The organism is Thalassococcus lentus (assembly GCF_028023555.1).
In the GTDB taxonomy this organism is placed as follows: domain Bacteria; phylum Pseudomonadota; class Alphaproteobacteria; order Rhodobacterales; family Rhodobacteraceae; genus Thalassococcus_A; species Thalassococcus_A lentus.
In genome coordinates, this window is record NZ_JAQIOY010000002.1 from 15620 (window position 1) to 41361 (window position 25742).

Below are 25742 nucleotides of genomic sequence, written 5' to 3' on the forward strand. Positions count from 1 at the left end.
CGCTAGAACTGATCGTCGCCCTGCTGCCAAGGCTTCACGAGGTTGCCAAAGCGGGTGAACTGGCTTTCGAAGGACAGCTCGACGGTGCCGATGGGGCCATGTCGCTGCTTGCCAATGATCACTTCGGCTTTGCCATGCAGGCGGCTCATGCGTTCCTGCCAGGCGGCCATTTCGTCTAGGCGATCGTCCGAGGGTTTTTCACGCTCGGCGTAGTATTCTTCGCGGAACACAAACATGACCACGTCGGCGTCCTGTTCGATCGAACCTGATTCCCTCAGGTCTGACAACTGCGGGCGTTTGTCATCGCGGCTTTCGACCTGACGCGACAGCTGGGACAGGGCGATGACCGGGATGTTCAGTTCCTTGGCGATTGCCTTCAGGCCCATGGAAATTTCCGCGATTTCCTGCACCCGATTTTCCGCAGTGCCGCGCAGCAGCTGAAGGTAGTCGACGATGATCACGTCGAGCCCATGGGTCCGTTTCAGACGGCGGGAACGGGCGGCAACCTGACTGATCGGCAGGGCCGGGGTGTCGTCGATATATAGCGGGCAGGCTTCAAGCGCTTTTGCCGCCTCGACAAAGCGGCGAAACTCGACCTCATCCATGTCACCCTGACGGATCTTGTGGGACGAAATTTCAGAGGCTTCTGCGAGGATCCGGCTGGCAAGCTGCTCGGCGCTCATCTCAAGGCTGAAGAAGCCGACAACCCCGCCTTCCAGTGCGCCTGTTGATCCGTCGGGCAACTGGCCTTTTTTGTAGGCCTTGGCGACATTGAAGGCGATGTTTGTCGCGAGCGAGGTTTTACCCATCGACGGACGACCGGCAAGGATCAGCAGGTCAGACTTGTGCAATCCGCCCAGTTTCTTGTCCATATCCATCAGGCCGGTCGAAACGCCGGCCAGACCGCCTTCGCGCTGGTAAGCTGCGTTCGCGACATTAACTGCGTCCGTTACGGCCTTGAGAAAGCTTTGAAATCCGCTTTCGGTCTGACCCTGTTCGGCGAGTTTGTAGAGTGCTTGTTCCGCCTCGACGATCTGTTCACGCGGTTCAGAGGCCACGTCAACTTTGGCCGCCTTGCTGCTGATGTCACGTCCCAGCCCGATCAGGTCGCGGCGGATCGCCAGATCATAGATCATCTGAGCATAGTCACGAACCGCAAAGGTGCTAACAGCGGCCCCCGCCAGACGGGCCAGATAGGCTGGACCGCCCAGTTCCTTTAGGCCTTCGTCGTCTTCCATGAAGGCTTTGAGCGTGACGGGGCTGGCGAGATTGTTCTTGGCGATGCGGGCCGCGGCGATTTCGAAAATACGTGCGTGAACGGGGTCAAAGAAATGCTGCGGATTGATGATCGATGCGATTTTGTCGAACACATCGTTGTTCGTCAGGATTGCGCCCAAAAGCTGCTGCTCTGCCTCGATCGAATGCGGCATGGTTTCAGCGGCTTCGACCTGAAGGCCTGTCGGATTGATTGCAGCGATTTCGTTCATTTTGCTCCCCCGGTCTGATCAGATGTCCGCTCAGGGTGCAGGGCATAGCCTCTGGTGCCCGCGTCACTCAACAGGGATAAAAATGTATGTTTCTGGGGATAACTTTTAGCCATCCATGACCACAAGATGATGTCATGGATTGGCTGTGATCGTCAATATATGCCTTGCGCGGGCTTTGGCCGACTCAGGGCCGTGTCCAAAGCGCCACAAGCAAGGCTAACTGATTTGTTAACCTTAACGTCAGTCGGAAGCCTGAGCTTTGCGCCATGCATGCGGGTCTTTCAGGAAGGCTTCAACCTCGCCCAGTACGCCTGCGTGACGCTCTGGCGCTTCGGCCAAAACTTCCCACCACGTGCAAAGGTGATGCAGGCTAACACCGTGATCACCCAGAGTTTTAATCGTCTCGTGGAAGATGCCGTAATAGAAGATAACGGCGGTATGCGCACAGTCTGCTCCGGTGTCGCGGATGGCATCCACAAAGGACAATTTGCTGCCGCCGTCGGTGGTCAGGTCTTCGACCAGAAGAACCCGTTGGCCTTCGGTCATCGCCCCTTCGATTCGGGCGTTCTTGCCGTAGCCTTTGGGCTTTTTGCGGACATAGGTCATGGGCAGGCCCATGCGCTCTGCGACGAGCGCGGCAAATGGAATGCCCGCGGTTTCGCCGCCCGCGATGTTGTCAAAGGCCTCAAATCCGGCATTGCGCATCACCGTGACTGTCAGAAAGTCCATCAAAGTGCTGCGAATACGTGGATAGGAAATCAATTTCCGGCAGTCGATGTAGACCGGCGACAACTGGCCGGAGGCCAACTTGAACGGCTCGTCCTGCATGAAATTCACCGCTTCGATTTCCCACAACATGCGTGCGGTCAGGCGCGCCATTTCTTCGGCGGTCGGATAAGTCGATGGGATCATGGTGATTTCCTTTTCTTTTCGGGCAGGCGGTTGGGGCAGGGCGCGCCTGTGTCGTTCCTCAGGTTGTGACGTTCCAATGCAGCGGCATCATCGGATCGAACACCGTCACGGGGCCGTCATCAGTTTCGATATGCGCCGGATACTGGACAGGCGTTCCTTTGGTAAGGGTGACAGTCGCGTCATTCGCCGGCAGGCCATAGAATGCCGGACCATTGAGCGATGCAAAGGCCTCAAGCTTGTCCAGGGCGCCGTCCTGTTCGAACACTTCGGCCAGAATTGACAGCGTGTTGGTGGCGGTAAAGCAGCCCGCACAACCGCAAGGCTGCAGTTTGGCCGGATCCGTATGCGGCGCCGAATCCGTTCCGAGGAAGTATGACGGATCGCCCGAGGTTGCGGCTTGGCGCAGCGCGAGACGGTGCTCCTCTCGTTTGGCGACCGGCAAACAGTAGTAATGCGGTTTGATCCCGCCCGCCAGAATGGCGTTGCGATTGATGACAAGGTGATGCGTGGTGATCGTGGCGCCCAGAGTGTCACCGCCCTCACGGGCATATTGCGCACCTTGAGAAGTGGTGATGTGTTCCATGATCACCCGCAAACCGGGCGTCGCGCGGCGCAACGGATCAAGAATGCGGTCGATAAAGACGGCTTCTCGGTCGAAAATATCAATGTCGTTGTCCACCACTTCGCCGTGAACACAAAGCGGCACGCCCGCTTCGGCCATTGCGTCGAGCACCGGGCGGACCTTGTCCATGTCGCGAACACCCGAGGCCGAGTTGGTGGTCGCGCCAGCGGGATAGAGTTTAACCGCTGTAATGATCCCGTCCCGGTGCGCCTTGACCAGATCGGCTGCGTCCGTGTTTTCGGTCAGGTAGAGCGTCATCAACGGCTTGAAGTCCGATCCGTCCGGCAGGGCGGCCAAAATGCGGTCCCGGTAGGCGATGGCCTCTGCGCCGGTCACGACGGGCGGGACGAGATTTGGCATGATGATCGCACGGGCAAAATGGCGTGCGGTCTCGGGGGCGACGGCCTGCAGCATGGCGCCATCGCGCAGGTGCAGGTGCCAGTCATCGGGGCGGCGGATCGTGATCTTTTCCATGCGGTGCGCGTTAGCATGTGCCGCGCGGCATCGCCAGAGCATTGTCGCCACAACCCGTCCACGATATTCTGGTTGAGGGAAGAGCAGGAGAGTGAGTGCAATGCTGATGACAATTTTGCTGGCAGGGCTGGCAGGTTGGGCCGCACGCCCGGCCGAAACCAAGATCGCCGAGACTTTGGCGGGCTTTGTTGGCGAACAGGGACTGCAGTCACAGGCAGACAGACGCGCGGCGGCGCTTTTGGTTTGCCTGATTGGCGCGGGACTGGTGCTTTGGATACTGGATGCCCGTGGCGGCGCGCTGGTTTTCAGCATCGGCGCGGCCTTGGGCTATTTCTTCAACGATATTCGTGAGGCGATCCTGAACCGTCAACGCTGACGGTTAGATCCCGTCGTTTAGCGATTCCAGTTCGGCCAGACGCCTGCGAAAGCGTGGCGCATGCATACGGGCCACGACGTTCTGGCACAGCAATTGTGCCAGCCCGTCCCGTTCGTCGGAATCCAGGCGGGCCAAAAGCTTGCGCAGGTACGGCGGATGATCGCGGCGCGCCCGCATCATTTGCGCGAATTCATAGGTGCCCAGACGGTCCTCTGAGACGGCCTTGAGCAATGATGGCATCAGATCCAGCGTCAGCAGATCGCTTTGCAAAGCGCCGCCCATAAAGGGCATTCTGAGCCGGGTCACGTTCCGGCGTTCAAACAGCGCCGAATGCATGGCGTCCAGTGTTTCACGCGGATCGTAGAGCACATAGGCGTGCTGCGCAGCGTCCAGCATATCCGGGGCGAACCCATAGCGGGACGTGAAATCGCGGCGACGCTGTTCGTAGAACCGGTCGTCCCATTCCGTGACACGTGGATCCAAGGTAGCCTGTGGCTGTAGCACCAGAACACGGGCGCCCGGTGCCGCAACGGAATAGGCCGCTGCTGCATAGCCACAGGGGCCAGCGCCGAAAAAGATCACCTTTTCGAAGTCGTCAAAAAAGCCATCGTCCAACAGTTGGTCGAAAAAGCCATAAACACGCGGATCGCGGAACCAGGTGTCGCCGTGGCTGAGAATGGACAATGAAGACCATCCATGGGCGGCAACCATGTCAAAACCAAGTGGCGTGCGGGTTTCCGACAATGCCTCGATACCGGGCATTGATTCAAAGGTCACAAGCAGCGTGTCGCCCTGTTCGACGAAAATGCCGGCATGGGATTTGCCCAGCGGTTCGGCAAAGCCGTTTTGCTGACCGATCTTGCGAAGCGCGCCGAGCCATTCGCCACGCGCAAGGCGTGACAGATCGGGCGGGAAACTGTGTGTCTTCTGCTGCATGGGCCTGCTCGTTCTCACGGCTCGCTTGCCGGAACGGTGCGAGCTCTGACGGAAACAATGCCCTGGGTTTCAGGCCAAATTGTGTAAAAGGCGTGGAAATACTATGAGACGCGCAGCCGCAGAAAAAACTGTTTCAGCGCAGATATTTGCTGGCTTCCTTGCGGGCGAAGGGCTTCATTTGCGCGCCGTGAGCGTCCAGAAACGCTCGCACACGGTCCGCATCATGCTTGGACAAGTCACGCAACCACCAGCCGATGGCTTTCTGAATGAACCAGTTGCGATCGGGCACATATTTTGCTGCCCAGCCCAGAATACGGTCGCGTGCCGCGTATTCCTCGGCTGATGGGTGGTTTTGCTTGGTCCAGGGCAGGGTCATGACCAGTGCGGCACGGCGGGTCCACATGTGATCGCTGCCTGTCCATGTCTCGACGGTATCCAGACGCGATGGATCAGCGACCAATCGGCGGCCACCTGCGCTGCAGACATGATCTGCGATGGCCCATCCATCAAAATCGGGAACCCAGGAATTAATCAGCGCCCAAACCTGATGATCTGGCCGAATACGCGCCTGCGTCAGCAGTTTGGGTGCCAAAATGCGCGCTTCGAACACCCCGGTCTGCCAAAGCTGATCGGCAAGGGCGACCCGTTGGTCCAGATCGAGCGACCCACGCCACTGTTTGGACAGATCGTTGAGCACAGGGTTTGGAACACCCAGAACAACGCGATCCGTCTTGTGATACTGCGCTTTGCCAGCAGCGGTGTCCGGCTCGCTTGCCGCAGCAAGCGCTGCCATGGCGTCGTCGAGTGTCATAGCGCTGTGATCCGGTTGTGCGTCATTCCACGGTCACGGACTTGGCCAGATTGCGCGGCTGATCCACGTCGGTGCCCTTAGCGTCGGCAGCGTGGTAGGCCAGCAGCTGTGCGGGTAGGGCGTAAAGCAGGGGCGACAGCACTTCAGGCACATCAGGAAGGATGATGGTCTGCCACACGTCCGCTCCGGCTGCGTCTGCACCGGCTGCATCCGTGATCAGGCAGACTTTGCCGCCACGGGCCATGACCTCCTGCATGTTGGACACGGTTTTGTCGAACAGCGAATCCCTTGGGGCCATGACGACCACCGGAACCGTTTTGTCGATCAGAGCAATCGGCCCGTGCTTCAACTCTCCCGATGCATAAGCTTCAGCGTGTATATAGCTGATTTCCTTTAGTTTTAATGCACCTTCAAGTGCGAGCGGGTACATCAGCCCCCGCCCAAGGAAAAGGACATCGCGTGCTTCGGCGATCTGGCGGGCGGCCTTGCGGATCGCGTCGCCTCGTTGCAGGGCGACGTTGAAAATGCCCGGCATTGCCCGCAATGTTTCGAGCACCTCTGCTTGTTCAGCGGAGTCCATGCGTCCACGCGATTTGGCCGCCTCCAGCGCGAGCATCAGCAAGACATTGAGCTGACAGGTAAAGGCTTTGGTCGATGCGACCCCGATCTCGACACCGGCGTGGATAGGCAAAGCCAAATCGCTTTCACGCGCGATAGAGGATGTGGGCACGTTCACCACTGACACGATTTTGTCAGCTTTTTCAGCGCAGTAACGCAAAGCCGCCAATGTATCTGCGGTTTCGCCGGATTGGCTGACAAACAGCGCCACCGTGCCTTTGGTGATCGGCGGTTCGCGATAGCGGAACTCTGAGGCGATATCGACTTCGACCGGAATGCCGGCCAGTTGCTCAAACCAGTATTTTGCCGTCAGGCAGGCATAAAAGGCGGTGCCGCAGGCGACCATGACCAGTCTTTCGACCTTGTCGAAATCCAAACCGGGATCTGGCAAAGAGATGCCGTCTTTGTCCAGATAGGCCGACAGCGCACCGGACAGCACAGTCGGCTGTTCGGCGATTTCCTTGGCCATGAAGTGTTTGAACCCGCCTTTGTCCACGCGGGCGGCATCCATCTGGATGGTCTGCTGGTCGCGATTCACGCGTTGGCCTTTGGCGTTGGTGATCGTCGCGCCTTGCCGGTTGATGACAGCGCGATCGCCTTCTTCGAGATAGGTGATCTGGTCTGTCATGGGCGCCAGCGCGATTGCATCCGAGCCAACGAACATTTCCCCGTCACCGTGCCCGATCGCAAGAGGCGAGCCCTTGCGCGCGGCAACCAGCAGGTCTTCTTCGCCATCAAACAGAAAAACCAGTGCAAAGGCGCCTTCGAGTTTGTCGATGCAGGCCATGGCGGCGTCGGTGGCCGAGGCCCCTTGATCCATCAGATGCTGGGTCATCAAAGCCACGGTTTCGGTGTCTGTTTCCGTCTGCGGCGTGATGCCATGGGTTGCCAGTTCTTCGCGAAGCTCACGGTAGTTTTCGATGATCCCATTATGCACGACTGCCACGGGACCTGCGCGGTGCGGGTGGGCATTTGTCGTGCTGGGTGCACCATGTGTCGCCCAACGCGTATGCCCGATACCAGCCTTGCCCGGCAGTGGTTCGTGAACCAGCAGATCCGAAAGGTTGACCAGCTTGCCAACCGCGCGCCGACGTTCCAGTTTGCCGCTGTTTACGGTCGCAATACCGGCGCTGTCATAGCCGCGATATTCCAGACGCCGCAGCGATTCGACCAAAGTGGGGGCAACTTCGTGTGAGCCCAGAATACCAACAATACCGCACATTATTTGGCCTCTTTTTTCTGTTTGGCCTTTCTGGCCTTTAACATTTCGAACAATTTTGTTGCAAATCCGGGCTTGGTCGATTGTTTGGCCCGGCCAATGGCGAGCGCTCCGGCAGGCACATCATCGGTGATGACCGACCCTGATCCGGTCATGGCGCCTGCACCCACCGAAACCGGCGCAACCAGCATGGTGTCTGAACCGATGAAGGCCCCGGCACCGATGGTTGTGCGATGCTTGAAGACGCCATCATAATTGCAGGTCACCGTGCCCGCGCCCAGATTTGCGCCTGCGCCCACAGAAGCATCACCGACATAGGACAGATGGTTCACTTTGGCGCCTTCATCCAGTTGCGCATTCTTGATCTCGACAAAGTTGCCGATCTTTACGTCCTCAGCCAGTTCCGCGCCGGGTCTGAGCCGCGCAAAGGGGCCAACAACGGCGCCCCGGCTGACATGGCAGCCTTCGAGGTGGCTGAATGCACGGATGCGCGCGCCGCTTTCCACAGTTACGCCCGGCGCACAGATTACATTCGGCTCGATGATGCTGTCAGCGCCGATCACCGTGTCCCAGGCTGTGTAGACTGTTTCAGGGGCATGCAACGTCACGCCATCGGCCATCAATTCCTGACGCCGCCGTGCCTGAAACCCGGCTTCGGCCTCGGCCAGTTCTGCCCGTGAATTGACACCCAGAGTTTCGGATTCATCGCAGCGCACCACACCGGCGGACAGGCCGCGTGCACGGGCGATTTCGATGATGTCAGTCAAATAGTACTCGCCCGATGCGTTTTCATTCCCAACCGCGGCGATCAGATCAAACAACAGGTCCGAATTGGCGGCGACTACGCCGGAATTGCAGAGCGTTATGGCTCGTTCTTCCTCGGTGGCGTCCTTGAATTCGACGATCTTTTCCAAAGCGTCGCCCTTGGCCACCAGTCGGCCATATCGGCCCGGGGCTGCCGCGTCAAAGCCCAGCACCACCACGTCATTGGTCTTACGGGCCTCCAGCATGGCTTCGAGCGTTTCTTCGCGGATGAACGGCGTGTCCCCGTAAAGTACGATCGCATCGCCGCCAAAACCTTCCAGCGCGGGCCGGGCCTGCGCTACGGCATGGGCCGTGCCAAGCTGCTCTTGTTGCAAAACGATCTGCGCCATCGGATCAAAGTCGTGGGCTGAGGCCTCGACCATTTCAGCTTTGTGTCCGGCGACCACAACGGTGGCTTCCGGCTCAAATGCAACGCCAGCTCGCATGGCGTGCCAGAGCATCGGCGCGTGGCCGATCTGGTGCAGGACCTTGGGCAGGTCGGATTCCATCCGCGTGCCTTTGCCGGCAGCGAGTATGATCAGGGCAATGCTCATGGCCTCAATCCCGTTTGTCTTTTGTTGGCCCCCGTTTTATCCGGTTGGAGGCGCGGGGCAAGCGGGCATTGCTCACGCTTGATTGCGGGATGTGACAGCAATGACAAAAGGGAGCAGACAATGCGCTGCGTGATTTTCGACCTCGACGGAACGCTGGCTGACACCAGTGGTGATCTGATTGCTGCGGCAAATCATTGTTTTGACGCCATGGGCCAGTCTGTTCGGCTTGATCCGGTCGCGGATGCTGGCGTTGCCTTGCGTGGCGGGCGCAGAATGCTGACGGTTGGGCTTGAGCGGGCAAACGCCTATTCGGAGCAGGTGGTCGATCAATGGTACCCCGAATTGCTGAGCGCCTATGGCGCGGCGCTGGACGTTCACACGCAGCTCTATCCCGGTACGGTCAAGGCCGTCGAAGCGTTACGCAGTGCCGGATATGCTGTTGGCATCTGCACCAACAAACCCGAAGGGCTGGCCGAGTCCTTGATGCGGTCACTTGGCGTGCGGGATATGTTCGGATCGCTGATCGGTGCCGATACCTTGCCAACACGCAAACCCGATGTTGCGCCATACTGGGCTGCCGTCGATGGTTGTGGTGGTACGCGTGACCGTTCTTTGCTGGTGGGGGACAGCGATACGGATCGCAACACTGCGCGGGCTGCGGGTGTGCCATCGATCCTCGTGACCTTTGCCCCCGAAGGCGAAGCGGTGCGTGATCTGGAACCAGAAGGCATCATTGATCACATGGATGATTTGGGCGCCGAGGTTGCAAGGCTGATCGGTTAGGACGGCCCCGGTTTTGATTGTCCGCGCTATGATACCGTGCGCCGCCGCATGTTGATCAGCACGATACCTACAGCCACCAGCGCAAGCGCGCCCAAAAAGCCCGGTCCCACAGGCTCGTCCAGCAAGGCCCATCCCATTGCCACCGACAAAACCGGCGACAGGAAGGAAAAGGCAGCCACATCGGACGCTGGATAGATCGACATGATATGCAGCCAGAACAGGAAGCCGAGCGAGGCGATGAACACCGCCTGAAAGCCCAGCCCGGCCCAGTGGACCAGTTCAGGATCGCGCATCAGCGGGCCGAACAGCGGTGCGACGACGCACAAAACCACAGCAGACACCGACAATTGCCAGAACAATTGCGATTCTGCCGGAAGCGTGGCCACGCGGGTCAGCCGGACCGACAGCGCGATGCCAACCCAGGCAAAGCAGGCCAGCAGGGCGAGCAGATCGCCAGTAATATTGCCTGCATCCCGGCTTTGTGGATCAGCCAAAGCCCAGATCACCCCGGTCATGGCCATAACCAGCCCAAGCGCCCGTCGCGGCGAAAGGCGTTCCCCGGGCAAGGTGAAATGCGCCACCAGCGCCAGCCAGACCGGCATAGAGTAGAGCAGGATTGCGCTGCGCGAGACCGTGGTCAGGTCCAGCGCTATGAACAGGAACAGAAATTCCACACTAAACAGCGCGCCCATCATCAGCCCGGGCCAGAGAGTTTCGCGTAGTCCGGTGATGCGGCGGGACATGAACAGACACCACAGGCCAAGCACGGCCAAGGCGAACAAACTGCGCAAACCAGCGCTCCAAACCGGGCCAAAACCACCGTTGGTCAGCTTGATCACCACCTGATTGAAGGCAAGCAGGGTGGCGAAACTGGTCATTCCGATTGCGCCGTAGGCGTCCATCGAAGATTTGCGGGCGGTGGTTTTGGTCATCCTGCCAGTCACACTGTCTGAGCGTCGCCGTCAAGCTTTCCCCGCGCTTGGCACTGGACGCGCGCCGGGAATCTGTCACTCTGCCCCTTGGATATTTTGAAAACGAGAGGAGCCGCCAGATGGGTCTCATGGGTACATTGGCCAAAGTTGCAATCGGATACGCTGCTGCGCGGGGTGTCGACAAACTGGCGGGCGGTGAAGGACTCGGCGGGCTCTTGGGGGGCGGTGCGCAGGTCAAAGCCAGCGATCCCAATGCCGCGGCACAGGCTCAGGTTGGCCAGATGATGGCCGGGCAGGGCGCCGAGGATGGCAACCCGCTGTCTGATATGATGTCGAAGATGCAGGAAAGCGGCTTGGGCGGCATGATGGGTGGCGGCGACGGCGCTGGCAATCCAATGGCCGATATGATGGCCAAGATGCAGGAAGGCGGACTTGGTGGGTTGATGGGTGCCATGGGCGGAGGCGCCGGAGGTGCTGGCAACCCAATGGCTGACATGATGGCCAAAATGCAAGAAGGCGGTCTTGGCGCGTTGATGGGCGGCGGACAAGCCGCGGATACGGGCGACAAGCAGGGCGGTCTGCTTTCGTCCATGGGCGGCGGCGCCGGTTTGGCCGGAATACTGGCCGCGGCCGGCGGCGCAGCGGCTGCGGCACAGGGACAGGGCGCGGGTGCCTTGCTCGACGCATTCAACACACGCGAAACGGCACCGGATGCCGAAGCAATTGCCGCGCTGATGTTGCGCGCCATGATTCAGGCAGCCAAGGCGGATGGCGGCATCGACGAATCCGAAAAAGCGAAGATCCTCGATACGCTGGGCGATGATGCCGACGCCGAGGACATTGCCTTTGTGCAGGGCCAACTGGCAGCGCCTGTGGATGTAGAGGCGCTTGCCGCAGACACTCCCGAAGCGCAGGCGGCACAGGTCTATTCCGCGTCACTCATGACGATCCGGGTCGATACGCAGGCCGAAGCGCAGTATCTGGATGCTCTGGCCAAGGCCATGGGCCTGGACGAGACAATGGTCAACACGCTGCATATGCAGATGGGCATTCAGCCGCTTTATGCCTAGACCGGGGCACATCTGCCTCTGAACGGAACGTCAATCATGCCCCAGAACAGCCGGTTTGGTCTTGTGCTCGCGCTGTTCGGGGCCCTTGTGCTGACGCCGGACGCCATGTTTCTGCGGTGGTCCGGCATGGACGGTTTCCAGATGCTGGGCTGGCGCGGCTTATGTATGGGGGTGATTTTCACGGCGATTTGGGCTGCAAGCAGCAAAAACCATCGCGCCGACATCGCGATGCTGGGCAGCGGCGCCGGTTTGATTGTCATCGGATGCCAATACTTCAATGCGCTTTTGTTCCCGGTCGGCATTGGCGGCGCGCCGGTTGCGTCGGTGTTGTTGGGGATTGCTACGGTTCCAATCTGGGCGGCGGTCTTGTCGCGTGTCTTGCACGGGGAACGCACCAGCCGCGCCACATGGATAACGATCGGACTTGTGACGCTGGGCATCGCAATTGCGGTGAGCGATAGCAACGAGGGCGGGCACGGGTCTGCGTCGTTTGGGGCTTTGTGCGGTCTGGGCGTTGCCCTGTGCCTTGCGCTCAGTTTTGCCACTTTGCGCCATGCACCGCGGGTCCCTTTGTTGCTGGCGATCGGGGTCGGGGCACTTTTGGCCGGATCAACCGGTTGGACCGTGACGGGACCGGACCGCATGACCGATGGCGCGATGTGGGCTATTCTCGTGACGGCTTGTTTCATTTTGCCGGTGTCTTTCTTTTCACTCAGTCAGGCATCGCGATTCACCAGCGCGGCTAATGTCAGTCTGCTTTTGCTGCTTGAAACGGTGCTTGGCCCGGTCTGGGTTTGGTTGGGCACCGGAGAGGCGCCGGGGCCGCTGATGTTGGCTGGGGGCGCGTTGGTGGTGGGCAGTCTTGCGCTGTATCTTTTGCGCATGACACGATCCGATCCGATCTGAAGCCTTGGCCTTGGGCCGTTGTTTTGGCACATAGGGTTATCACGCACTCGTCGCCGGAAAATTGCCATGTCAGACACCATTGCAAAACGCTGCGCTGCCCATGGCCTTCGTATGACCGGTCAACGCCGGACCATCGCGGACGTTCTGGAAAAGGCCGACGATCATCCGGACGTGGAAGAGTTGCACGCCCGGGCCAGTGCACGCGATCCTCGTATATCCATCGCCACCGTCTATCGGACCGTAAAGCTGCTGGAGGAGACGGGGATCCTTGAAAAGGTTGATTTCGGTGATGGGCGGGCGCGGTACGAAGATGCCGAACGCGATCATCATGATCACCTGATCGATATCAAAAGCGGTGCAGTGATTGAATTCGTCGATCCGGAAATCGAAGCGCTTCAGGAAAAGATCGCACGAAAACTCGGCTACAAGCTGACCGGTCACCGGATGGAGCTGTACGGCGTACCGTTGCCCAAGGGAAAACCTTAGCGGCTGTCGCGCCAATCGGCCAATGTCTTGCCCGGCTCGTCCACAAAGAGACCGGGCAGCACTTGCAGCGCATCGATCCGGTCAAGCGGAACTGACAAAAAGCCCGCCGTGGTTTCATCCCAACCGACACCTGTCCAGACGCGGCCCCAGTAATCGATGTGCAATGGGCGCAGGTCATGTGACGCGTCGCCGACCTTGATCCGCAGCTTCTGCCTTGCACGGATGGCCGCACGGAAGGCGGGCATATGCGCAAAGCCGCGGGCGGCTTCGGCAAAGGCATCTGTCGCGAATCCAAACGGGGCAGGGGCCGATCCGCTGTCTTCTGGTAAAACCGCTTCTATCTTGCCAGCGAGCGACCGGGCGGCCTGCGATTGCTCCAGCTCGGACGCCGAGAGCGCCGCCAGCGCAAGATGCAGAGCCTCCAGTTCCGGTTCTGTCAGGTTCAGCGGGGGCAGGGTGACAGCGGCCTGTGTTGTGTAGCCATAGCCACGCGCGCCTTCGACCGGAACGCCGGAGGCTGCCAGAACCTCCATATCGCGATAGATGGTTCGCACCGAAACGCCCAGATCCTGGGCCATGGCTTCGGCGGTATGCAATTGCCCATCTCTTAGGCGCTGCATCAGCTGATACAGCCGATCTTTGCGTTTCATCGGGCTTGCTCCTGACAAAAACCTGTCAACTGACAATGTCATGACAAATATGGTGGCTTCAAGGGCTGCTTTGCGCTTTTCGATTCTGAATGGAATCAGTAGACAACGTGGGTGATTTATCGCGGGCGCGATGCGTCTGCGCCGACAAAGGAGAGAGCAATGCTCAACAATATCGGCCTTCCCGGCCTTCTGCTGATCGCCGTCGTGGTGCTGGTTCTGTTCGGCCGCGGCAAAATTTCGTCGCTGATGGGTGAAGTTGGCAAAGGCATCACAGCCTTCAAGAAGGGCGTGGATGAGGGCAAGCAAGAGCTTGAAGATCAGGCTGCCGAAGAAGCCAAGGACGTCACGCCCGAGGAAGAAAAAGACAAGGTGTAAGCGCCATGTTTGATCTCGGTTGGACCGAGCTTTTGGTGATCGGGGTGGTGGCATTGATCGTCATCGGCCCCAAAGATCTGCCAATGCTGTTTCGCAATGTGGGTCGTTTCATGGGCAAAGCTCGTGGCATGGCCCGCGAATTTTCGCGCGCCATGAATGACGCTGCGGATCAGACCGGCGTGCAGGATGTTGCCAAAAGCTTTAAATCGGCCACCAATCCGGTGGGCAGCGCGATGGACGGCGTCAAAGATGCTGCCAAATCCGTGACCGCTGGTCTGGACCCCAAGAGCGAGACCGGCAAACTGTCGGCCGAGCGGCTTGAGGCCAAAAAGAAAATCGAGGCCAATGCGGCGCGCACAGCGGCCGAACGGCTCAAGCGCGAAGCAGACGAAGCGATGCGCAAAGCCGAAGAGCTGGAAACCGCTGCAAAAGCCCCCGTGGCAGACGCCAAGAAAGACAGTGACGCATGAGCACAGCCGAAGAGGAGATTGAAGACAGCGCCGCGCCGCTGATCGAGCATCTCGCTGAGTTGCGCACGCGGCTTATCCGCTGCGTGGTCTATTTTCTGATTGGCATGGTGATCTGTTTCACCGTGGCCACCCCGATTTTCAACTTCCTGACCGCGCCGCTGTGTCAGGTTCTTGGTGAACGGGGGCAGGACTGTGATCTGATCTTCATCAGCCCACAAGAAGGCTTCTTCGTTGCCATCAAGGTTTCGCTTCTGGGCGGGTTTATCCTGTCATTTCCGTTTATTGCCAATCAGTTGTGGCGTTTTATTGCCCCGGGTTTGTACAAGTCCGAAAAGGGCGCGTTCCTGCCGTTCCTGATTGCGTCGCCTTTCATGTTCTTCCTGGGCGCTTCGTTTGCCTTCTACGTCGTGACCCCGCTGGCCTATGACTTCTTCCTTGGGTTCCAGCAATTTGGCGGCGAAGGTGAAGCTGTGGTTGGGCAGGAGGTCGAACAGGGCCTTTCTGTGGTCTTTCAGGGCTCTGCGCAGGAATATCTGAACCTGACCATCAAGTTCATCGTAGCCTTTGGCATGTGCTTCCAGTTGCCTGTACTTTTGACCCTGATGGGCAAGGCCGGGCTGGTGTCGGCCAAGGGGCTTGGCGAAGTGCGTAAATACGCGGTTGTCGGCATTCTGGTTCTGGCCGCTCTCGTTACGCCGCCGGATGTCATCACTCAGGCCATTCTGTTTGTTGTTGTCTACGGTCTCTACGAAGTGTCGATCTTCCTTGTGGGACGGGTCGAGAAAAAGCGCGAGGCCGAGCTGCGCGAACAAGGTCTTTGGTTCGAGGAAGAACCCGATGTTGAAGACGATCCCATGATGGATGAATTCGACGAAGATCTCGCCGATGGTGAAGATCCGGGTGAAGATCCCAAAGATGGGGACCGTTCATGACGGAAGCCTTCGAGGCCGACGCCCTTGTGCGAATTGCGGAGGCGCTGGAGCGGATCGCTCCGGCGCCCATGCAGGCCCCCGATTTCGACGCTGCCGAGGCCTACGTCTGGCACGTCGCACCGGACCGGCTGGAACCTGTGGCGCGGGTGAACCGCATCGACATGAGCCTGCTGGTGGGGGTCGACCGGTCGCGGGATACTCTCGTGGCCAACACCCGACAGTTCGCTGAGGGCCTGCCTGCCAACAACGCGCTGCTCTGGGGCTCGCGCGGGATGGGAAAATCCAGTCTGGTCAAGGCGGTGCATGCCGCAGTTCGCGCCGAAGGGCATGACGTCAAACTGGTGGAACTGCAGCGTGAGGACCTGCCGACGGTGGGCCGCCTGATGAACGTGCTGCGCGCCGCGGATGCCCGGTTTATCCTCTTTTGCGATGATCTGTCTTTTGGCCACGACGATGAACACTACAAATCGCTCAAGGCGGTTTTGGATGGTGGTGTTGAGGGACGGCCGGACAATGTTGTGCTCTATGCCACGTCGAACCGGCGGCACCTGATGCCGCGCGACATGATCGAGAACGAGCGTTCTTCGGCGATCAACCCCTCCGAAGCCGTTGAGGAAAAGGTATCCCTATCTGACCGTTTCGGATTGTGGCTGGGCTTCCATCCCTGTTCCCAGGACGACTATCTGGCGATGATCCGGGGGTATTGTGCGGAATACGGCGTCAAGATCGACGATGACACGCTTTGGGCTGAAGCCATTGAATGGCAGGCAACCCGCGGGTCCCGGTCGGGCCGTGTGGCGTGGCAGTATTTCACGGATCTGGCGGGTCGTCAGGGCGTCGCCCTGCCTTGACCTTGGGCGCTGCGCACCGTAGCGCAGAGCCATGGCACAGGCACCTTTACTTCAGCTTTCGGATATTGCGCTGACCTTTGGCGGGGATCCGGTTTTCGATGGTCTTTCACTGACGGTTCAGCCCGGGGATCGGGTTGCGCTGGTTGGGCGAAACGGGTCCGGCAAATCCACCTTGATGAAGGTGATGGCTGGGTTGGTCGAAGCAGACAAGGGCGTCATCACAGTGCCCAGCGGCACCTCGGTCGGCTACATGGAGCAGGACCCAGACCTGTCGGGTTTTGAGACGCTGGGCGATTTTGCCAGCGCGGGTCTTGCACCATCGGAAATGTACCGCGTCGAACGGGCCGGTGAAGGGCTTAAATTCGACCCGTCAAAACCCGTTGCCACGGCCTCGGGGGGCGAACGCCGCCGTGCGGCATTGGCCCGCTTGATGGCAGAAGAGCCGGACCTGATGCTTCTGGACGAGCCGACAAACCATCTCGACATCGAAGCGATCGGCTGGCTGGAAGACGAGCTGCGCCATACGCGCGCTGCCTTTGTGCTGATCAGCCACGACCGCCGTTTCCTGACGCAGCTGACGCGCGCGACGCTATGGATTGACCGGGGGCAGGTGCGGCGGCTGGACAAGGGTTTTGCTGCCTTCGAGGACTGGCGCGACAAGGCCTGGGATGACGAAGACATGCAGCGCCACAAGCTGGATCGCAAAATCAAAGCCGAGGCCCGCTGGGCCGTGGAAGGCATCAGTGCACGCCGCAAGCGTAACCAAGGCCGCGTGCGCGCGCTTCAGGCGCTACGCGCGGAACGGGCCGGGCAGATCAAGCGGCAGGGCGCTGCTGCCATGGCGTTCGAAGCTGGTCCTAAATCCGGCAAGAAAGTCATCGAGGCGCGTGGTGTAAGCCATGCTTTTGGTGACAAAGCCATTGTGCGGGACTTTACCTTGACCGTTCAGCGTGGGGATCGCGTGGCCTTTGTCGGGCCAAATGGCGTTGGCAAGACCACCCTCATCCGCATTTTGATGGGCGAAATTGCACCGGATCAGGGCAGCGTAAAGCTGGGCACCAATCTGCTGCCGGCTGTCTTTGATCAGACGCGTGCGCAGCTCGACCCGAACATGAGCCTTTGGGACAGCCTGACCGGCGACAAGGACATGCGGGTGTCCGGTAAGGCGGATCAGGTCTTGGTGCGCGGCCAGCCCAAACATGTTGTCGGCTACCTCAAGGAATTCCTGTTTGACGAGGCACAGGCCCGCGCGCCTGTCCGGTCTCTGTCAGGGGGCGAAAAGGCACGGCTGCTGCTGGCCAAGATCATGGCGCGTGAAAGCAATCTTCTTGTGCTGGACGAACCAACCAACGATCTGGACGTTGAAACGCTGGATTTGCTGCAGGATCTGCTGGGTGAATACGACGGCACCGTGCTGTTGATCAGCCACGATAGGGATTTTCTGGATCGGGTGGCCTCGACCACGATTGCCATGGAGGGGCGGGGCCGCGCTGTGGTCTATGCTGGCGGCTGGTCGGATTATCAGGCGCAAAAGTCGGAAACCGAAACGCCGGACACGCCTGCGTCAAAGGCCAAGACGGTCAAACCGTCCCCAAAGGCCGAAGCCAAAGCCAAGTCGGCGCAATCCGGGCTTACCTTTACAGAAAAGCACCGCCTTGAGGAACTGCCGGGCCTGATCGAACGGCTCGAATCCGAGATCGCAAAGCTGGAAACCCTGATGGCGGATCCCGAATTGTTCACGCGCGAACCGGTCAAGTTCAAGAAGGCCAGCGAAGCGCTGACACAGCGCCAAGAGGCCTTGGCGTCAGCCGAAGAAGAGTGGCTGACGCTGGAAGAAAAGGCCGAGGCAGGCTGAGGAACGCGGGATTACTGCAGGTACCGCATGGGATCGAGGCTATCGAAGCCCTTGCGGACCTCGAAGTGCACGAAGGACGGATCACCCGGTGCCACCTGCGCAATGCTCTGGCCCTTGCTGACCGCATCACCCTTGCTGACCTTCAAGTCGCCAATATGCGTGTAGATTGTCACCAGATCATCCGGGTGACGGATCACGAGGATTGTCACATTCTCAGTGTTCTTGGTGACGGCGGCAACTTGACCGGACGCAGCGGCCTTGACCGTCGTGCCAGCGCTGGCGCTGATGTCGATGCCTTCGTTCCGGCCCTTGGCATATTCGCGGATGATGCTGCCGCTGACAGGCATGATCATGGCTGCGTTCGAAGGTTTGGCCTGTGACTGACCAATATCAGCGACCGGCTTTTTCTCTTCGGGTTTGGGCTGCGCCTCTGCAGCGGGGGCTGGTTCGGCCTTGGCGGGCGGAGGCGTTTCTGCGGGCAGGGGTTTGACCGCGGATGGCGGCACCGGCGTCGGAGATCCGGCACCCGGTTCGATGACCCGCGGTTCCGGCTCGGCAACCTGTTCGGGCGCTTCTTCAACGGCGGGGATTAGCAGGAACTGGCCTTCACGGATTGAATAGTCGCGGTCCAGCGCGTTCCATTCCGCCAAGGCGCGAGGACTGACGTTGTAAAGACGCGCAATGGTGAATGCGGTCTCGCCGCGCGCAACCTTGTGGCGGACCGGTTCGACCCCGGTTTGAATATCGCTGGCCTGAACGGGCGTTGGGTCTGCCCGGTCGATCGCACCCGCTGCCAATGTGGTGACATCCACTTCGGCGGCTGGACGGATTGGACCGCTGACTGCTGCGCCTGTGGCGGGCGAGGGTTCGGCCACGCGACGGGGCAGGGCAATGATTTCACCGCGCCGCAGAGTGTCGTTGATCTGAATGCCGTTGTAGCGTGCCAGTTCTGCGGCAGGCAGGCCAACCCGTTCGGCCAGAGTGGCGATCGTGTCGCCGCGTTTGGCAACCGCTACCTGATAGTTCGGGTAGGAAATGATGCCTCGGTCGTCCGGCTTTGGCCGGTCTGCGGTGGCTTTCAGAGCGGCTTCTGAGGTGTCGACGGAACCGCCGATCTTGCCGCGCAGGTCAAAGTCAATCGGGCCGGTGCAGGCCCCGAGCGCAGCCACCAGCGCAAATGCGCAGGTAAGCGAACGGGTCTGGCCAATCTGGCGCTTAGGCATTGCTGTCATCTCGATGTCCTCAAGGCGCGCCCCGTTTTTCCGGAGCGTCGGTTCATTCATTCACAAAGCTCAGTCTTTGCCGAGCCCTTCAACCAGCGGCACGAAACGCACGGGCCGCAACTCGTCATACTCAAACCCGCTTTCGTGTCGGGTGACACGGATCAGGCTTTGTACCGCGTCAGACTGGCCGACGGGCACGACCATGATACCGCCAATCTTGAGCTGCGCCAAGAGCGGGCCGGGCGGGTCTTCGGCGGCAGCGGTCACAACGATGCGATCAAAGGGGGCCTGATCCGGCAAACCGTGGCTGCCGTCGGCTGTAAAGGCGGTGATATTGGTCAGATCCATTGCCTCGAACACGGCGCGGGCGGCCTGTACCAAACGGCGGTGACGGTCGACGGTATAGACCCGCCGGGCCAGCAGGCTGAGGATTGCAGCCTGATAGCCAGACCCGGTTCCAACCTCGAGCACCTTATCTCTTGGCTGGATTTGCGCCGCCTGCGTCATCAGGCCAACAACAGAAGGTTGCGAGATTGTCTGCCCGCAGGCAATGGGCAAGGGCATGTCTTCGTAGGCCCGATCAGTGAACAGCCCCTCTTGTATGAAGGCGCCCCGGTCTATGCGCTCCATCGCGTTCAGCACAGTACTGTCGGTGACACCCTTTGAGCGCAGCGCAAACAGAAACTGCATCTTGTTTTCGGCATCAAAGCTCATTCAAAGGCGCCCTTTAGTGCGCTCAGCGCCGCGTGGTCGGTCAGGTCTGCCCGCATGGGGGTCACCGTAGTATAGCCGTCGAGGTTCAGGGCCGCGTCGCTTCCGGCGGCGGTTGCCGCACGCTGATCGCCGCCCCGGACCCAAAGGAACCTGCGCCCGGATGGAGACAGGAATGGCTCGACGCTGAAGTTTGTCTTTTCCCTGCGGCCCTGCGGCGCGATCCGCGTGCCTTTCACGGCGGCCGCTGGCACCGGGGGGAAATTCACATTGTAGAACAGTTCATAGGAACCATCGCCCTTGGTGTGTGAGGCTAGAATGCGCCGCACAACATCTGCGCCGTGTACGGCAGATGCCTCAAAGGGGTCTTCCTGCTGCGCGTTGTCCGGCCCGTAGTATTGCGACAGTGCGATGGCGGTCAGTCCTTGCAACGCTGCTTCCATCGCACCTCCGAGGGTGCCGGAATAGAGCGCGTTTTCGGCCGAGTTGTTGCCGCGGTTCACACCGGACAGGACCAGATCAGGGGGGCTGTCCTGCATGACATCGTAAAGACCGGCCAGAACACAGTCGGCGGGGCTGCCTTCGGCGGCGAAAACCCGTGGGCCCATCTGCGCGATCATGGTTGGTTCAGTATAGGAAATGCAGTGTGCAACGCCGGATTGTTCAAATGCGGGTGCGACTGTCCAGACTTCGCCGTCTGGGCCGGCCAGTTCTTCTGCAATGCGGCGAAGAACCGCCAGGCCCGGCGCATTGATGCCGTCGTCATTGGTGATGAGGATACGCATACTGCTTGCCGCCTGTTTTTCCTTGTTGCTTGCAAAAGTGCATAGGCCAAGGGGGCACATCAGGCAAGCAGAGCCGTTGGGGTGGCGATTGTTTTGCCTGCTGAGTCGCCGCGAAGCCTACGGAAAGGGTACGGCCAAAAAAAAGGCCGAGCAAAGCTCGGCCGAAGTCCAACAGGGAGGTATGAAGATGATGCGCAGATGTGCGTTTCATCGTCATATGCCAAATATGTCACCAAAGATGAGTCGATCAAGAGCATTTATGCCGCAGCCGCAGCATTGCCGCTATGCGTTGTATGCATACCACAGAACACGTTTCGCCTTTTGCGTGTGTGAATCGCCGGCTTTCCCGGCCTAAGTCGCCCCCATGGCCCGTAGGGATCTGCGGTGCGAGATGATTTCATCCTGTACGAAATCCCGAAAGGCCGCGATGCGTTTGGATTGTCGCAATTCCTCGGGGTAGGCGAGAAAGACAGGAACTTCGACTGATCCGACATCGGGCAAGACTGGCACCACCGAAGGGAAATCCTCGATGATGTAGTCTGGAAGCACGCCGATTCCGAGGTTCGACAGAACCGCCTGCAGCACGCCATAGTAATTGTTCACGGTCAGCGTCGCTTCGATATCGTAGGTCAGCAGTTCCTGGACAAGATTGAGACCGGCAGACACCTGAGCAGAGCGCGGGTTCTGACAAATCAGGCGGTGGTTGGCCAAAGCATGCAGATCCTGCGGCTCGCCATGTTCAGCAAGATATTGCGGTGTCGCATAGAGCCGCATCTTGATGCTCATCAGCTTTTTACGAACCAGATCAGCCTGACTTGGCTCTTTCATTCGAATGGCAACGTCGGCTTCTCGCATCGGCAAATCCAGAACGCGCTCTTCCAGCATCAGATCGATGTTCAGCTCGGGGTACTGTTCGTAGAGCTTTGCCAGTCGCGGTGCGAGCCACAGAGCACCGAATCCAAATGTGGTCGTTACACGCAGTTCGCCGAACACTTCTTCTTCGCTGTCGCGAATACGGGCTGTTGCCGCGTCAATCCGCTTGTTCATGGAAGACGTAGCGTCGAACAGCAATTCACCCTGTTCGGTCAGAATCAGCCCGCGCGCATGGCGATGGAACAATGTTGTGTTCAGCGATTCTTCGAGAGCGCGAATCTGGCGGGACACAGCCGACTGCGACAAATGCAGGGTGTCCCCAGCATGAGTCAGGCTTCCGGCATCGGCGACCGCGTGAAATATTCTAAGCTTGTCCCAGTCCATAACGATCACTTTTTGCTGTCTTCGCTGTTCTACACAAAGAATGTTACTATGTTAACGCCAACGGCGCGTAACCTGTGAAAAACACAAAAAATTCCCTATTCAGGTCAGCATTTATGACCTAATATGCCTTTATAACTGCCACACTCAAGCGTTGGGAGGCGCCCATGAGCAAGCAGCAGATCACACTCGAAGACCGGTTTGACCTGAGCAAGGACCAAGTCCTGCTGAATGGCACTCAGGCACTGGTACGTTTGATGTTGGCGCAACGCGCACGCGATGAACAAGCCGGGCTTAATACTGCCGGATATGTCACCGGTTATCGTGGCTCGCCCCTCGGCGCGGTCGATATGCAGATGAACCGGGCGGCAAAATTCCTGTCCGAGGCCAACGTGCTCTTCAAAGAGGGGCTGAACGAAGATCTTGCGGCCACGGCCTTGTGGGGCAGCCAACAGGCAGAACTGCGCGGCGAAGGCAAATACGATGGCGTGTTTGGTCTTTGGTACGGAAAGGGGCCGGGTGTTGATCGTACCGGCGATGTTTTCCGTCATGCCAATATGGCCGGCACGTCCAAAAATGGTGGCGTGCTTGTTGCCATGGGCGACGATCATACCGGTGAATCCTCAACCGTTCTGCATCAGTCTGAATGGGCGCTCATTGACGCCTATGTGCCGATCGTTTCGCCCGCTGGTGTGCAGGAAATTCTGGACTACGGACTATACGGCTATGCTTTGTCCCGCTTCTCCGGGCTGTGGGTTGGCCTGAAAACCATGAAGGACACGGTCGAGGCCACCGCCGTTGTCGATGGTCGCATTGACCGACTGTCCTTTGTCGAACCCGAAATCGAAATGCCCGAGGGCGGGTTGAACATTCGTTTGATCGACGATCGTTTTCAACAAGAAGACCGGCTGTTGCATCACAAACGCCAAGCGGCTGAGGCTTTCGCCCATGCCAATGGCATCGACAAGCGGGTCATGGGCAAGCCGGGCGCCAAAATCGGGTTTGTCGCGGCCGGCAAAAACTGGCTCGACCTTGTGCACAGCCTGTCCTTGCTGGGGATCGACGACGCCGAAGCCGAAAAGCTTGGCATCACGACTTACAAGGTCGGACAGGTTTGGCCTCTGGATATGCAGGGCTTTAACAACTGGGCAGAAGATCTTGATTTAATTGTTGTTATTGAGGAAAAGCGCAAGCTGATCGAAGTGCAGATCAAAGAAGCGCTGTTCGACAATCGCAATGGGCGTCGTGTGTATGGCGGCACCAAGGACGGTCAGAACTTCTTTGACACGTCCATGGCGCTCGACCCGATCGATATTGCCAAGAAACTGGGTCAGGTCATCATCGACGAAGGGCGTGGAACCGACGGTATCCGCGCCGCGATGACCGCCCTGACCGAGGCAGAAAGGGCCGACAACGCCGAGGAAATCAGCGCGCGTTTGCCGTACTTCTGCTCTGGCTGCCCGCACAATTCCTCGACCAAGGTGCCCGATGGCAGCCGCGCCTATGCGGGCATCGGGTGCCACTTCATGGCGCAATGGATGGATCGTGAAACGCTGGGCTTTACGCACATGGGCGGTGAAGGGGCCAACTGGATCGGTGAAGCGCCGTTTTCGACCCGCGATCACGTGTTCCAGAACATGGGCGACGGGACTTACAACCATTCGGGGGTTCAGGCGATCCGTGCCGCTTTGGCGGCCGGAACGACAATGACCTACAAGATCCTCTACAATGACGCGGTTGCGATGACCGGTGGTCAGGGCAACGATGGGGGGCTCACGGCGCATCAGATCATGGCCGAACTGAAGGCCATGGGCGTCCAGCGCGTCGCTGCGGTCTACGACGAAAAGGAAGACTTCGATCCGGCTTCGGTTCCTGCCGGGGTCGAAACGCATGAACGCGCTGATCTTCAATCAGTGCAGGAAAGCTTTGCCAAACAAGAGGGCGTCAGCGCCATAGTTTACGTGCAGACCTGTGCGGCCGAAAAACGCCGCCGGCGCAAACGCGGCCAATTCCCCGATCCCGACCGGCGCGTCTTTATCAACACCGATGTCTGTGAAGGATGCGGCGATTGCGGTGTGCAGTCGAACTGCGTTTCGATCGTACCGGTGGAAACAGAGCTGGGCCGCAAGCGTGCGATTGATCAAAGCAGCTGCAACAAAGATTTCTCTTGTATCAAAGGGTTTTGCCCCTCTTTCGTGACCCTGAATGGGGCGCAGGTCAAAAAGGCGGCCACAGCCGATCTGGATCTGCCGGATCTGCCGCTACCGGACTTGCCTGTCATCAACGGCACGCACAATGTGGTCATCACGGGCGTTGGTGGAACCGGCGTCGTGACGATCGGTGCCGTGATGGCGCAAGCGGCCCAGATTGATGGCAAAGGGGCCGGCATGATGGAGATGGCAGGGCTGGCTCAAAAGGGCGGCGCCGTGCACATCCACCTTCGGTTGGCCGAACGCCCTGAGGACATCAGCGCGGTTCGCGTGGCCACGGCGGAAATGGACACCCTGATTGGCGGTGATCTCGTGGTTTCCGCTGGCGCAAAGACCCTCGGCCTGATGAAAACGGGCCGCACTGGGGCTGTGGTCAACAGCCACGAGATCATCACCGGTGACTTCACCCGCAATACCGAATTCAACCTGCCGTCGGACCGACTGCAACTCGCGCTCGAAGCGCGTCTGCAGGATCGTGTCGCGCTGTTCGACGCGTCAGATCTGGCCAAGGCGACGCTGGGCGACAGCATCTTTTCCAACATGATGATCCTTGGCGCGGCCTGGCAGAATGGTCTGGTCCCGCTCAGCCATGATGCCCTGATGCAGGCCATCGCCTTGAACGGCGCCGCGGTAGAGCGGAACCAGCGTGCCTTTGAAATTGGCCGCTGGGCTGTGACACATCCAGATCAGGCGCAGCGCCTGATTCAGCCCAATGTGGTTGAACGTCCCAAAACGCCGGAGGAAATGATCGCCTTCCGCGCAGAGCATCTAATCCGGTATCAGGGCAAGCGTCTGGCCAAGCGGTATCGGAAACTGGTTGACCAGATCGAAGACCTGCGGCTGCGCGCAGCGGCTTCAAAGGGATATCACAAGCTGTTGTCCTATAAGGATGAATACGAAGTGGCGCGCCTGCACCTGGAAACCGAAGCCAAGGCACGTGCACAGTTTGACGGCGACTTTGAAATGCAGTTCCATCTTGCGCCGCCAATGCTTTCCAAAGAAGGCCCTGACGGGCGTCCGATCAAAAAGCAATATGGCCCGGGCATGATGCGCTGGTTCCGGTTGTTGGCACGCCTGAAGGGCCTGCGCGGAACGCCGTTCGATATCTTCGGACGAACTGAAGAGCGACGTATGGAGCGCGCGCTGATCAAACAATACGAGCGTGATATGGCGCAATGGCTGCCCAAAGCCGCTGAAACAAACATGGATGCCCTGGTCGCTCTGGCTGAACTGCCGCTGCAAATTCGTGGTTTCGGACCGGTCAAGGCCGCAAATGAGGCGCAAGCCGCCAAACGGCGTGAAGAGTTGCTTTCAGCGCTCAAATCAGGCCCGGCCCCCTTGGCCAAAGCGGCCGAGTAATCTTTGTCACAGAAGGCCTTTGGTCTTCTTTGTGCCCCAAATATCCCGGGGGGTTCGGGGGGTTGGCCCCCCGATCG

Annotated in this window: 24 protein-coding genes; 11 read left to right on the top strand and 13 right to left on the bottom strand. The window is 59.3% G+C overall.

Features of this window, described 5'->3' with window-relative positions; all coding sequences use genetic code 11:
• Positions 1 to 2: 2 nt before the first annotated feature.
• The 3 genes from PFY00_RS05215 to pyrC form a co-directional block, all read right to left on the bottom strand.
• On the bottom strand, positions 3 to 1487 hold the full coding sequence (locus PFY00_RS05215) for a replicative DNA helicase (protein WP_271431481.1): 1485 nt from the start codon (positions 1485 to 1487) through the stop codon (positions 3 to 5).
• Between the two features lie 240 nt (positions 1488 to 1727).
• Positions 1728 to 2399, bottom strand: a complete 672-nt coding sequence (locus PFY00_RS05220; protein WP_271431482.1) for an orotate phosphoribosyltransferase — start codon at positions 2397 to 2399, stop codon at positions 1728 to 1730.
• Between the two features lie 58 nt (positions 2400 to 2457).
• The gene (gene pyrC / locus PFY00_RS05225; protein ID WP_271431483.1) at positions 2458 to 3495 is read right to left on the bottom strand and encodes a dihydroorotase; all 1038 of its coding nucleotides are present in this window, start codon (positions 3493 to 3495) and stop codon (positions 2458 to 2460) included.
• 100 nt (positions 3496 to 3595) lie between these two features.
• Here pyrC and PFY00_RS05230 point away from each other — a divergent pair, with 100 nt between their 5' ends.
• Positions 3596 to 3871: a hypothetical protein gene (locus PFY00_RS05230; protein WP_271431484.1), complete on the top strand. Its 276-nt coding sequence runs from the start codon at positions 3596 to 3598 to the stop codon at positions 3869 to 3871.
• A gap of 3 nt (positions 3872 to 3874) precedes the next feature.
• On the opposite strand, the gene PFY00_RS05235 is transcribed toward PFY00_RS05230, so the two are convergent.
• The 4 genes from PFY00_RS05235 to glmU all read right to left on the bottom strand — a co-directional run bounded on the left by PFY00_RS05235 (position 3875) and on the right by glmU (position 8813).
• Complete coding sequence (locus PFY00_RS05235; protein WP_271431485.1) at positions 3875 to 4807, bottom strand: phosphoadenosine phosphosulfate reductase; 933 nt, start codon at positions 4805 to 4807, stop codon at positions 3875 to 3877.
• A 133-nt stretch (positions 4808 to 4940) separates the two neighbouring features.
• Positions 4941 to 5618, bottom strand: coding sequence for a DNA alkylation repair protein (locus PFY00_RS05240; RefSeq protein ID WP_271431486.1), 678 nt, complete (start codon positions 5616 to 5618; stop codon positions 4941 to 4943).
• Between the two features lie 22 nt (positions 5619 to 5640).
• Positions 5641 to 7458, bottom strand: a complete 1818-nt coding sequence (gene glmS / locus PFY00_RS05245; protein WP_271431487.1) for a glutamine--fructose-6-phosphate transaminase (isomerizing) — start codon at positions 7456 to 7458, stop codon at positions 5641 to 5643.
• Positions 7458 to 8813: a bifunctional UDP-N-acetylglucosamine diphosphorylase/glucosamine-1-phosphate N-acetyltransferase GlmU gene (gene glmU / locus PFY00_RS05250; protein WP_271431488.1), complete on the bottom strand. Its 1356-nt coding sequence runs from the start codon at positions 8811 to 8813 to the stop codon at positions 7458 to 7460. Before glmU ends, glmS begins: the two co-directional genes overlap by 1 nt.
• Before the next feature lie 120 nt (positions 8814 to 8933).
• Between glmU and PFY00_RS05255 the strand changes: the two genes are divergently transcribed.
• The gene (locus PFY00_RS05255; RefSeq protein WP_271431489.1) at positions 8934 to 9596 is read left to right on the top strand and encodes an HAD-IA family hydrolase; all 663 of its coding nucleotides are present in this window, start codon (positions 8934 to 8936) and stop codon (positions 9594 to 9596) included.
• A gap of 26 nt (positions 9597 to 9622) precedes the next feature.
• Here PFY00_RS05255 and PFY00_RS05260 read toward each other — a convergent pair whose 3' ends face one another.
• A complete protein-coding gene (locus tag PFY00_RS05260; protein ID WP_271431490.1) occupies positions 9623 to 10528 on the bottom strand; it encodes a DMT family transporter in 906 nt (301 codons plus the stop codon).
• Positions 10529 to 10647: 119 nt separating this feature from the next.
• On the opposite strand from PFY00_RS05260, the gene PFY00_RS05265 reads away from it, so the two are divergent.
• The 3 genes from PFY00_RS05265 to PFY00_RS05275 all read left to right on the top strand — a co-directional run bounded on the left by PFY00_RS05265 (position 10648) and on the right by PFY00_RS05275 (position 12990).
• Complete coding sequence (locus PFY00_RS05265; RefSeq protein WP_271431491.1) at positions 10648 to 11598, top strand: DUF533 domain-containing protein; 951 nt, start codon at positions 10648 to 10650, stop codon at positions 11596 to 11598.
• Between the two features lie 36 nt (positions 11599 to 11634).
• Positions 11635 to 12504: a DMT family transporter gene (locus PFY00_RS05270; RefSeq protein WP_271431492.1), complete on the top strand. Its 870-nt coding sequence runs from the start codon at positions 11635 to 11637 to the stop codon at positions 12502 to 12504.
• A 66-nt stretch (positions 12505 to 12570) separates the two neighbouring features.
• Entirely contained in the window at positions 12571 to 12990 is a 420-nt protein-coding gene (locus PFY00_RS05275; RefSeq protein ID WP_271431493.1) for a Fur family transcriptional regulator, read from the top strand.
• Here PFY00_RS05275 and PFY00_RS05280 read toward each other — a convergent pair.
• Positions 12987 to 13640: a helix-turn-helix transcriptional regulator gene (locus PFY00_RS05280; RefSeq protein ID WP_271431494.1), complete on the bottom strand. Its 654-nt coding sequence runs from the start codon at positions 13638 to 13640 to the stop codon at positions 12987 to 12989. The genes PFY00_RS05275 and PFY00_RS05280 overlap by 4 nt on opposite strands.
• Positions 13641 to 13799: 159 nt before the next feature.
• Here PFY00_RS05280 and PFY00_RS05285 point away from each other — a divergent pair, with 159 nt between their 5' ends.
• From PFY00_RS05285 to PFY00_RS05305, 5 genes are read left to right on the top strand one after another with little or no spacing between them, the layout of a single operon-like run.
• Positions 13800 to 14015, top strand: coding sequence for a twin-arginine translocase TatA/TatE family subunit (locus PFY00_RS05285; RefSeq protein WP_271431495.1), 216 nt, complete (start codon positions 13800 to 13802; stop codon positions 14013 to 14015).
• Between the two features lie 5 nt (positions 14016 to 14020).
• Complete coding sequence (gene tatB / locus PFY00_RS05290) at positions 14021 to 14485, top strand: Sec-independent protein translocase protein TatB (protein ID WP_271431496.1); 465 nt, start codon at positions 14021 to 14023, stop codon at positions 14483 to 14485.
• Positions 14482 to 15417: a twin-arginine translocase subunit TatC gene (gene tatC, locus PFY00_RS05295; protein ID WP_271431497.1), complete on the top strand. Its 936-nt coding sequence runs from the start codon at positions 14482 to 14484 to the stop codon at positions 15415 to 15417. The genes tatB and tatC overlap by 4 nt, the downstream gene beginning before the upstream one ends.
• Positions 15414 to 16268 carry an ATP-binding protein gene (locus PFY00_RS05300; RefSeq protein WP_271431498.1) on the top strand — a complete coding sequence of 285 codons (855 nt, stop codon included), beginning with the start codon at positions 15414 to 15416 and terminating at the stop codon, positions 16266 to 16268. The genes tatC and PFY00_RS05300 overlap by 4 nt, the downstream gene beginning before the upstream one ends.
• 31 nt (positions 16269 to 16299) lie before the next feature.
• A complete protein-coding gene (locus PFY00_RS05305; RefSeq protein WP_271431499.1) occupies positions 16300 to 18123 on the top strand; it encodes an ABC-F family ATP-binding cassette domain-containing protein in 1824 nt (607 codons plus the stop codon).
• Between the two features lie 11 nt (positions 18124 to 18134).
• Here the strand turns inward: PFY00_RS05305 and PFY00_RS05310 are convergent, their stop codons facing one another.
• From PFY00_RS05310 to PFY00_RS05325, 4 genes are all read right to left on the bottom strand, one after another.
• Complete coding sequence (locus PFY00_RS05310) at positions 18135 to 19346, bottom strand: LysM peptidoglycan-binding domain-containing M23 family metallopeptidase (protein ID WP_271432204.1); 1212 nt, start codon at positions 19344 to 19346, stop codon at positions 18135 to 18137.
• 69 nt (positions 19347 to 19415) lie between these two features.
• On the bottom strand, positions 19416 to 20060 hold the full coding sequence (locus PFY00_RS05315; protein WP_271431500.1) for a protein-L-isoaspartate(D-aspartate) O-methyltransferase: 645 nt from the start codon (positions 20058 to 20060) through the stop codon (positions 19416 to 19418).
• Positions 20057 to 20842, bottom strand: a complete 786-nt coding sequence (gene surE / locus PFY00_RS05320; protein WP_271431501.1) for a 5'/3'-nucleotidase SurE — start codon at positions 20840 to 20842, stop codon at positions 20057 to 20059. The genes PFY00_RS05315 and surE overlap by 4 nt, the downstream gene beginning before the upstream one ends.
• Before the next feature lie 351 nt (positions 20843 to 21193).
• Positions 21194 to 22099, bottom strand: a complete 906-nt coding sequence (locus PFY00_RS05325; RefSeq protein ID WP_271431502.1) for a LysR family transcriptional regulator — start codon at positions 22097 to 22099, stop codon at positions 21194 to 21196.
• 164 nt (positions 22100 to 22263) lie between these two features.
• On the opposite strand from PFY00_RS05325, the gene PFY00_RS05330 reads away from it, so the two are divergent.
• Positions 22264 to 25665, top strand: coding sequence for an indolepyruvate ferredoxin oxidoreductase family protein (locus tag PFY00_RS05330; RefSeq protein WP_271431503.1), 3402 nt, complete (start codon positions 22264 to 22266; stop codon positions 25663 to 25665).
• Positions 25666 to 25742 lie beyond the last annotated feature (77 nt).